The organism is Enterococcus sp. DIV1304_2 (assembly GCF_050555445.1).
GTDB classification, from domain to species: domain Bacteria; phylum Bacillota; class Bacilli; order Lactobacillales; family Enterococcaceae; genus Enterococcus_B; species Enterococcus_B pernyi.
Window position 1 is genome coordinate 438161 of record NZ_CP187851.1, and the last position, 9340, is coordinate 447500.

The 9340-nt window shown below is 36.2% G+C and carries 7 protein-coding genes and 1 rRNA gene (1 of these 8 only partly in view); 5 read left to right on the forward strand and 3 right to left on the reverse strand.

Features of this window, described 5'->3' with window-relative positions:
* Positions 1 to 66: 66 nt before the first annotated feature.
* The 3 genes from IGJ14_RS02120 to IGJ14_RS02130 form a co-directional block, all read right to left on the reverse strand.
* Positions 67 to 795, reverse strand: a complete 729-nt coding sequence (locus IGJ14_RS02120; protein ID WP_010736348.1) for a LytR/AlgR family response regulator transcription factor — start codon at positions 793 to 795, stop codon at positions 67 to 69.
* A 4-nt stretch (positions 796 to 799) separates the two neighbouring features.
* Positions 800 to 2083 (reverse strand): sensor histidine kinase, encoded by a 1284-nt coding sequence (locus IGJ14_RS02125; RefSeq protein ID WP_195476163.1) that lies wholly within the window; start codon positions 2081 to 2083, stop codon positions 800 to 802.
* Between the two features lie 140 nt (positions 2084 to 2223).
* Positions 2224 to 2826, reverse strand: coding sequence for an accessory gene regulator B family protein (locus tag IGJ14_RS02130; RefSeq protein ID WP_010736345.1), 603 nt, complete (start codon positions 2824 to 2826; stop codon positions 2224 to 2226).
* A 574-nt stretch (positions 2827 to 3400) separates the two neighbouring features.
* Here IGJ14_RS02130 and IGJ14_RS02135 point away from each other — a divergent pair.
* From IGJ14_RS02135 to IGJ14_RS02155, 5 genes are all read left to right on the forward strand, one after another.
* Positions 3401 to 3616, forward strand: a complete 216-nt coding sequence (locus IGJ14_RS02135; RefSeq protein ID WP_010736344.1) for a hypothetical protein — start codon at positions 3401 to 3403, stop codon at positions 3614 to 3616.
* A gap of 303 nt (positions 3617 to 3919) precedes the next feature.
* Positions 3920 to 6124 carry an ATP-dependent helicase gene (locus IGJ14_RS02140; protein WP_195476161.1) on the forward strand — a complete coding sequence of 735 codons (2205 nt, stop codon included), beginning with the start codon at positions 3920 to 3922 and terminating at the stop codon, positions 6122 to 6124.
* Between the two features lie 248 nt (positions 6125 to 6372).
* Positions 6373 to 6780, forward strand: coding sequence for a transcriptional regulator Spx (spx, locus tag IGJ14_RS02145; protein WP_019724106.1), 408 nt, complete (start codon positions 6373 to 6375; stop codon positions 6778 to 6780).
* 17 nt (positions 6781 to 6797) lie between these two features.
* On the forward strand, positions 6798 to 7154 hold the full coding sequence (locus IGJ14_RS02150) for an ArsC/Spx/MgsR family protein (RefSeq protein ID WP_019724105.1): 357 nt from the start codon (positions 6798 to 6800) through the stop codon (positions 7152 to 7154).
* A gap of 793 nt (positions 7155 to 7947) precedes the next feature.
* A 16S ribosomal RNA gene (locus IGJ14_RS02155) occupies positions 7948 to 9340 on the forward strand; it runs 168 nt beyond the window's last position.

Genomic DNA, 9340 nt, shown 5'->3' on the forward strand with positions numbered 1-9340 from the left:
ATTTTACGACTTTTTCATTCATTCTTCGTTTCTTTATTAAAAAGAAATTATTTATTTTATTGTCTTTCAAGAAATCAACTTCTTTAGCCCACGAATCGAAACAGGGATCACTTCCCCGTTGGATAGAGTCACTTCTCGTGTTTTCTTATTGATTGTTTGGACATTTTGGGTATTGATGACATAAGATTTGTGACAGCGGATAAAGTGTTGACTTTTCTTTTCGATATCTTTTATCTTCTCGTAAAACTGCATTTGGGCATGTGTCAAATGGACCTCCAGTTTATGAGGAGTACCTTGAGCAGTAGAAAAGTATTGGATATCTCGAATAGGTAAAAATTTGATTTCATCATTGAATTCAATTCTAAAAATATCCTTTTGTAATGGCGCAGTTTGGAAATCTTCGAATATCTTACTTAAGATACGTTCAACATTTTCTTTAAGATCAAAAATATCTTCTTTGATGATATAATCAGTCGGCTCAATGTTGCTTTTCAAAATCGTCATGGAAAGATCGGTGTGTGAAGTAACATAAATGATTTTTCCAAGCGAGTCCAAGTCACGTACTCGTTTTCCAATGGCAATGCCATCTAATTCACTGTCTTTCAGTTCGATATCCAAAAAATAAATACCAAAAGAAGACGTACGTATCCTTGCTGCATTGAGGAGTTCAATAGGATCAGAAGTTGCAATATGGACATAACTATCCAAATTTTCAATCATGATCCGATTCTTGATTACTGTAGAGATGACTTCCAGTTGTTTCGGATCGTCTTCACAAATGTAAATGGGAATCATAAAATTACTCCTTTAATTGTATATGGATTGTTTGTGAAAATCGCTGATTCTCAATCGATGTTTCAAGAAAAAGATAAGGATTCGTTTTTGTTAACTCATCAAGAATAAATAAACCTAATCCTTCATTTTTGGGATTTGTTTTCGTCGAGAAGCCTTTTTGTTTTAACTTACTCAATGGAAACGTATTCGTAGTAGTGTTGATGACGCGTATCATCAACGACTGTTTTTTCTTGATGATCAGCACTTCGATTTTTTTCTTTTTGGTTATTGTTGCACCTTCGATTGCATTATCAAGAATAATACCAAGCATTCTTACCAAATTGATCGTATATTTTTTACCAATGACGATTTCATCTGGAACGGTCAATTGGACAGAGATACCTTTTTCTTGTGCCATCATTAATTTTAAAGAGAATAGACTTCTTATTTCAGGTACCTTCATTTTGTCTAGTAAGCTAAGGTTTGCTGGGAAGAGATTCATCATTTCACGTGTAGGTAAAATCGTTTGGTTGTAATATTTTTGTAAGCCCTCAAGATCGCCTTCAGAAATATAACTATTCAAAGAAAACAACAGATTTTGATAATCGTGTTTAAATTCTCTAAGCTCTTGATAATTTTTTTCTAGATCTCTAATGTAATCTTGCTGCAATTGGATGCGTTGTTCCAATAATTGATCTGCCATCTTTTTATTTGATATTTTCCAATAGTAAATCAAGATAATTAGGCCGACACACAGATAAAGGATAAAAAAGCTCGTATTTAATGCTAGTACTTTTGGCGTTTCACCAGAAAATCGTGTATAAAAAATAATGATATAGTAGGTAAGTAAAACCAATGAACCGATTGTACCAATCATTCGACGGTCAACACTAGCGGACCAATTATCTAAAAACTTTTTGAATCCATACGCAAATAATAAAGATAAAATCGCTGATACAGTTATATGGAAATATTGTAATGCATCTCCAGGTTCAATGACAGCAGATTCCAATACTAAAAAATCCGCAACGCTCGTCAAATGATCGCCTAAAATGGAAGCTAATAATCCCAAAGGTAATGCGTAGATCATATGTTGGCGCGAGGATGAAAAGAAAAAGAAAAGTAGACTCAACATGGCAATTGCGACAAGTGCAGAAAAAATACCTAAAATCGGGTAAAGTATTCCCAACAGGGCTGCTGCCAAGAGACTAAACGTAGAAAATAGGTATTTATTTTTAATTTGGGAATTGATGATTAAGATAGAACTTGTGTAAATCAGATATTGCAAGGCTATGGACCACAAAAACATAAAGCACAGCTCCCATTGCGTTTTCCCAAATTATAGCATATTTATAATATTATTTTTTTAATTTTTCAGGTATTTTAAATTCTGAGCTCATACCGAAGCAACAGCCAGATACAAAGAAATCAGAAAGGTTAGTTAATTGTTTAACGATTGTTTTTTTCATAAAAAATTCCTCCAATATTCATCATGTAATTTGTAACTGGAAGCAACGTAGCTATTTCTAAAATAATCCCAAGTAGTAAATAGGTAGAAAAGTAAGAAGCAGAGAAAAATAATGTGAGTACTGCAAATAAAAGATACATGAAAATTGCTTTTTTTAGTAGGGGTGGGCGTTTCTCTGGTGCAATTGGGTTAAGGGCTGTGCCTCTTGATCCATAGCGAAGCAAAAGGAAAAAACAAACAATTAACAAAAGGACCATCATAGGGAAAGAGAAAGTCAATTGATAATGTTTCATTACTAAGGGAACCCCCCACAAATAAAGCAAAGTCCAAAGTAAGCAAACAAATTCAGAATCGGAATGGAGACCGTAAGCATATCTGCGAATACAGATATATGAAAGGAAAGTCATTCCTGTTTCTGCCCACGTGCCTGTCAATAAAGAAAATACAAAAACGACAGCAAGTTTTCCAAGATTGTTCAGCAAAACTTCCAGAGCAAACTTCACTTGGATGTAAGTCATATCTTCTTCATCTTGTTTTCCGTTGAATAATATTGCCAATATTCGATTTACCACTTTATTTTTCATCTCTATACGTACCTCCGAATACTATAATAAGCGAAAAGACATAAAAAAAGTTTTTCGATTCATAAAAGGACGTTTTGACATCAAAATCGTTAACTAAGTGAATTTTGTAACATATTTGTTATATAAGAATGAAAAGCTTTTTCTTATGTAAAAAATAAAAGACATGTTTATCTCTAAATAATTAAAAAATTTCCTGTAAAACTATCAAATCATCTTTAAATTTTCAACTAAACGTACGATTACACCAAAAAAGAGTGAGATTATTTAACAGTTTTGATGCCAAAAGAACTTTTTATGATATTTCTGTGTTATGTTTAAAAATTTATGTTAAAAATTAGTAGAGGTTGCGAAGATAAATGTAAGTGGCACGTTCTTATATTTTTGTTTTACCAACTTCTTAATAGAAGGCAGCAACTCCCCTTCCCCTTATGTTGTTGCCTTCTGATATCAACAACAAGGTAGTCTATGTTAAAATGCAAGCCTTTAAGAAGGTGGGTTTGTCAATAAAGGTAACAGATTCGAAATTTTATCAAAAGAAGTTGTGCCGTATGCACAACATAATGGAGGAAATAGCATGGAAAATGAAAATCTATTTGAAGTCGGTAAAACGTACGCATTTGTATCAGATTTATTTTGTTCTCCAATTGAAGCAGAAATTGAAAAAATCTATGAGAATAGTTTGATGGTTCGTGTTCTCAATTGCGCAGATGAAGACAATGAAACTGCACACAATTTACACTGGCAATTAGTCGTTCGTAAGTCAAGTGCAGTGAAAGAGTACAGCTACTAATAGTAACTGTTCATGAATGAAAAATAGTATTCTGATAAATAGCCAGTCAAATCTTGAATGATGGAAAATCATTTTTGGATTTGACTGGTTATTTTTACTTTGAAAGGTAAAGGAAAAGTGGGTTTTGCTTTTTTGGGGTTCTCATGTAGTTTTAGGAACTCATCAAATACATCAGTTGATAGTAGAGTTTCTTTTGTTTCTTCCTAAGACCACGATCGTAAAAGGGTGAAGCCCCATTTTATTTTTTGTAAAGGTCTGGTAGTATAAAGAAAATAAATGGAGTAGAAAATAAATAAAAGAAAGATGGGGAAGATGATCAATCAAGAAAATGAGAAAGAAATTCTTCGATTGCAAAGAGAAATCAGCCATTGGGAAAGAAAATATAAAAAGCTCCAACAAATTTTTCGAATGCAAGAAGAAATAATTGCTAGTTATGAAGCTGCATATGGGGAAGCACCAGGGTTGGTAGAAGAACAACATGAGGAAGAACAGCCAAATGAATCATTTTTTGAACATATTGAGAAGCGTTCTTATAATCGATTCAATAATGAACAAAAAGCAGCAATCACTTATGATATGAGCAAACACTTACGAATCATTGCAGGTGCAGGAAGTGGAAAAACACAAACGATATGTGCAAAAGCTGTATATCTGATGAATGAAGAACAAGTAGAAGAGCAAAGGATCTTAATGATTACCTTTACTCGAAATGCTGCCAATGAATTGAAAAAACGGGTGGATAATTTTAGTCAAAGAAAAACGAATGTAACGATCGGAACTTTTCATAGTATTTTTTATCGTCTGTACAGTGATATCAAACGGCAGTTTCCGGATCTTTCTGCCGAAGGGATTCAAGGTGAGTTTTCTAAAGACACACCATATAAAGTAAATCTTTTACTGCAGAAACTAATAAAAAAATATCAACTATATTCTTTCGATCAGTATGGTGAGAAAACGATTGCTAACAGATTGGATTATTGGCAAAACATGAATCTCTCCCAACAGGAGATCATCCAATTGATCAAAAAGAGATTTGATTCCATTGAAAAAGACCCACGTCAACCTATCTCTGAGCGTATGGATCAATTAATGACTGAACTATATGAAGAAAAACAAAAGCAACGACTTTTTGAATTCAATGATGTTCTACAAAATTTGAAAAATGCCCTCTCTCATGTAAATGTCAGAAGATATGTAGGTCAAAAATACGATTACTTGTTTATCGACGAGTTTCAAGACACGAATCCTTTGCAATGGGCAATCGTTCAGTTGATTACGAAAGACTCGCCAATCAAGTTGATCATCGTTGGAGATGATGATCAAAGTATCTATGGCTTTAGAGGATCAGAACCTGATTATATCAAACAGTTTGAAAAAGAATATCCAACAAAAACACTCTTTCTATTGACCAATTATCGTTCGCGAGCGTCGATCGTTCAAGGAGCTAATCGATTGATCACGTACAATAAAAAGGATCGCATACCTAAAGCGATGGTACCAGCACAAAAGGAACCAGGCGTATTACAGGCATTATCATTTAAAACGGTACAAGAGGAAAGTGACTGGTTGATTCAGCAAGTATATGCTTTTATAGAAGACAAAGGAAAATACAAAGAATCTATTATTTTATATCGCTCATTATCACAAACACAAGCATTGGTGCAACGTTTGATCCAAACAGATATTCCATTTGTACTAGAAGCAGATACCCAATATGCGGGAATCTATGGAATTAAGCTTTTTTATCAATTTTATCAAAAGTTTATCGGTTGGTATGATGCGGCAACACCGATAAAAGTGCAAGCACACCAACAGTTGTTACGACAGTTGATGATTAATTGTTATCTGAAAACAAATGAATGTGACCAATTTTTCTCTAATAAAAACAGTGACCAAGATATTGTCGCTTATATTTTAAAACGGCGGCCTAATTTAGAAGCTAGAGAAAAAGAACTAAAGACATTTGTAAGCGCGCTGGAAACATTTGATCAACCAACGAAGCGGTCATGTGTTTCACTGATTGAGGCCTATTGTCGCTTGCCAAGACCGAATAAAGAAATCGAGCAAGGTGACAAAGAATGGTTGCTGGAGACTGTCAGACAATATCCAACGATCCCACAATTGAAAAAATTGTATCTTGAGATCCAAGGAATTGCAGCAGAACTAAAAACAAGGTTGATTGCTTATCGTAAGGGGAAACTAGATGCCTTATGTATCCAGAGTATTCATAAAAGCAAAGGTTTAAGTTATCGTAACGTCTTTTTAATCGGTTGTAATGAAGGGATGATTCCTTACAATGGCGCGGTAGCAAAAGACAAAAGACTGAAAAGTGAGTTGAAAATCGAACCATTAACGACGATTGAGGAAGAGAGGCGTCTTTTTTATGTTGCAATGACTAGGGCAAGGAATCGTCTTTATTTATGTGTACCTGAGTTTAAAGGGAAAAGAAAATTAAAACCTTCACGTTTTATTAAAGAAACAGGTTGTAAAGTTAAAAAAATCAAATAAATGACGAAAAGCAAAGCGAGTAAAAATACACTTGCTTTGCTTTTTTATTCAAAAAAATAAATAACTGTAATTATTTATGTAAATTTTAAATAACCGTTGTTTATAAAAAGAATATAACCTTTATGTGATTGTTTAAATAACAATTTTATGAACAAAAACAAATTTTATTTATTTTGGGGATAGCGTATGACTGGCATTATTTTGATATTACGTTTAGAATGGGATTACAATTAAAAAGGAGTGAGAAAATGATAAAACTATACACTTCGCCTAGCTGTACATCTTGCAGAAAGGCCAAAGCATGGTTACAAACGAATCATCTTGATTTTGAAGAAAAGAATATCTTTGCAGAACCTCTATCAGAAAATGAGATACGACAAATATTGGCCGCAACAGAAGGTGGAGTCGAAGATATTATTTCTACTCGTTCAAAAGTTTATGAGAAATTAGGGATCGATTTTAATGATTTATCCTTAAAAGAAATGATCCGCTTGTTCAAAGAATACCCATCTTTACTTAGACGTCCGATTCTACTTGATGAAAAAAGAGTATTGATTGGATTCAATGAAGATGAAATACGAGCATTTATTCCTAGAGAAATACGAGGTGTCGCAAGAAACTTGATTTATATGAAACATAGTGTCTTGTATTCGTAAGAATAGGAGGAGACGTTGTGAATATCAAAATCTATAGTTCAACGAATTGCACCATAACGGTTAAAGCCATCCAATGGTTAGAGAAAAAGAACTTATCTTATCAATTTGTTGATCTAGAAAGTAGAGCTTTAAGTAATAAAGAAGTCAAAGAGTTATGTAGTTTTGAAAATGCAGATATTGAACAATTATTTACTACATGGTCATTTGAATTCAAAAAAATTAAAGCTGGACTTCCAAAAAAACAGGAAGATCAACTTCTATTTTTGTGCAAAACGCAACGTCATCTTTTAAGACGTCCTTTGATCATCATCGATGATGCGCTGTTTGTTGGCTACGATCAACGATTGATGGAGCAATTGATTTTACATGAATAGACTGTATCCAATTGTGTTACATACTGAAAAAGACAATTGGGATCATCGGTTTTTCCTTAGTAACAAGCCAAAGAATCAAAATCTCACTTGCCTGTTCTCTGGTTTTTTGGCTTATTACCAAAGGCGCGTTGCATATTTTTCGTAAAGAAACTAGTGATAACTAGCAAAAAGTGTAAGAGGCAAATCGTATATTCCAAAATAAAACATTTCGACTTTTTCGTATTTCTACTATAAAGAGGATCAGAATTGAAAGTATACCAGATAGATTTATCAGAAATAGTGATTGACAACTAAATAGAATAAATGGTATATTTTTTTTTGTTGTTTTTTGTTTATTACTGATTTTAATAGTGTAAATAAAACTTTAAATAATGCTTGACGAATAGAAAAACACATGTTAATATAACTAGTGTTGTTTGAGAAATTCATCAAGGAATGTTGTCTCTCCAAAAGAAGAGATGAAAAAAGTTGTTGACAAATAACAAACAACAAGTTATTATAAGTGAGTTGCTAAAACGACCTCGTGAAAAACGAGTTCAAAAAACTTTTAAAAAATAGTTGACAATCATCCGAGAGTTTGCTAAGATATAAAAGTTGCTACGGCAACCACAAACGATAAGTTGAGGCAGTTGTGTTTCAATTATCACGTAGACCTTTGAAAACTGAACAAAGTAAGACAAACCAAATGTGTAGGGCGTCTTGATTCAATTCAAGACAACAAACATTTTTAACAAGCAAGCAATATGCTAGCAAACAAATTGAGCTTAACAATCGCAAGATTGTTCTAACTTTTATTTATGAGAGTTTGATCCTGGCTCAGGACGAACGCTGGCGGCGTGCCTAATACATGCAAGTCGAACGCTTCTTTTTCCACCGGAGCTTGCTCCACCGGAAAAAGAGGAGTGGCGAACGGGTGAGTAACACGTGGGTAACCTGCCCATCAGAAGGGGATAACACTTGGAAACAGGTGCTAATACCGTATAACAATCGAAACCGCATGGTTTCGTTTTGAAAGGCGCTTTACGGTGCCGCTGATGGATGGACCCGCGGTGCATTAGCTAGTTGGTGAGGTAACGGCTCACCAAGGCCACGATGCATAGCCGACCTGAGAGGGTGATCGGCCACATTGGGACTGAGACACGGCCCAAACTCCTACGGGAGGCAGCAGTAGGGAATCTTCGGCAATGGACGAAAGTCTGACCGAGCAACGCCGCGTGAGTGAAGAAGGTTTTCGGATCGTAAAACTCTGTTGTTAGAGAAGAACAAGGGTGAGAGTAACTGTTCACCCCTTGACGGTATCTAACCAGAAAGCCACGGCTAACTACGTGCCAGCAGCCGCGGTAATACGTAGGTGGCAAGCGTTGTCCGGATTTATTGGGCGTAAAGCGAGCGCAGGCGGTTTCTTAAGTCTGATGTGAAAGCCCCCGGCTCAACCGGGGAGGGTCATTGGAAACTGGGAGACTTGAGTGCAGAAGAGGAGAGTGGAATTCCATGTGTAGCGGTGAAATGCGTAGATATATGGAGGAACACCAGTGGCGAAGGCGGCTCTCTGGTCTGTAACTGACGCTGAGGCTCGAAAGCGTGGGGAGCAAACAGGATTAGATACCCTGGTAGTCCACGCCGTAAACGATGAGTGCTAAGTGTTGGAGGGTTTCCGCCCTTCAGTGCTGCAGCTAACGCATTAAGCACTCCGCCTGGGGAGTACGACCGCAAGGTTGAAACTCAAAGGAATTGACGGGGGCCCGCACAAGCGGTGGAGCATGTGGTTTAATTCGAAGCAACGCGAAGAACCTTACCAGGTCTTGACATCCTTTGACCACTCTAGAGATAGAGCTTCCCCTTCGGGGGCAAAGTGACAGGTGGTGCATGGTTGTCGTCAGCTCGTGTCGTGAGATGTTGGGTTAAGTCCCGCAACGAGCGCAACCCTTATTGTTAGTTGCCATCATTTAGTTGGGCACTCTAGCAAGACTGCCGGTGACAAACCGGAGGAAGGTGGGGATGACGTCAAATCATCATGCCCCTTATGACCTGGGCTACACACGTGCTACAATGGGAAGTACAACGAGTCGCGAAGTCGCGAGGCTAAGCTAATCTCTTAAAGCTTCTCTCAGTTCGGATTGTAGGCTGCAACTCGCCTACATGAAGCCGGAATCGCTAGTAATCGCGGATCAGCACGCCGCGGTGAA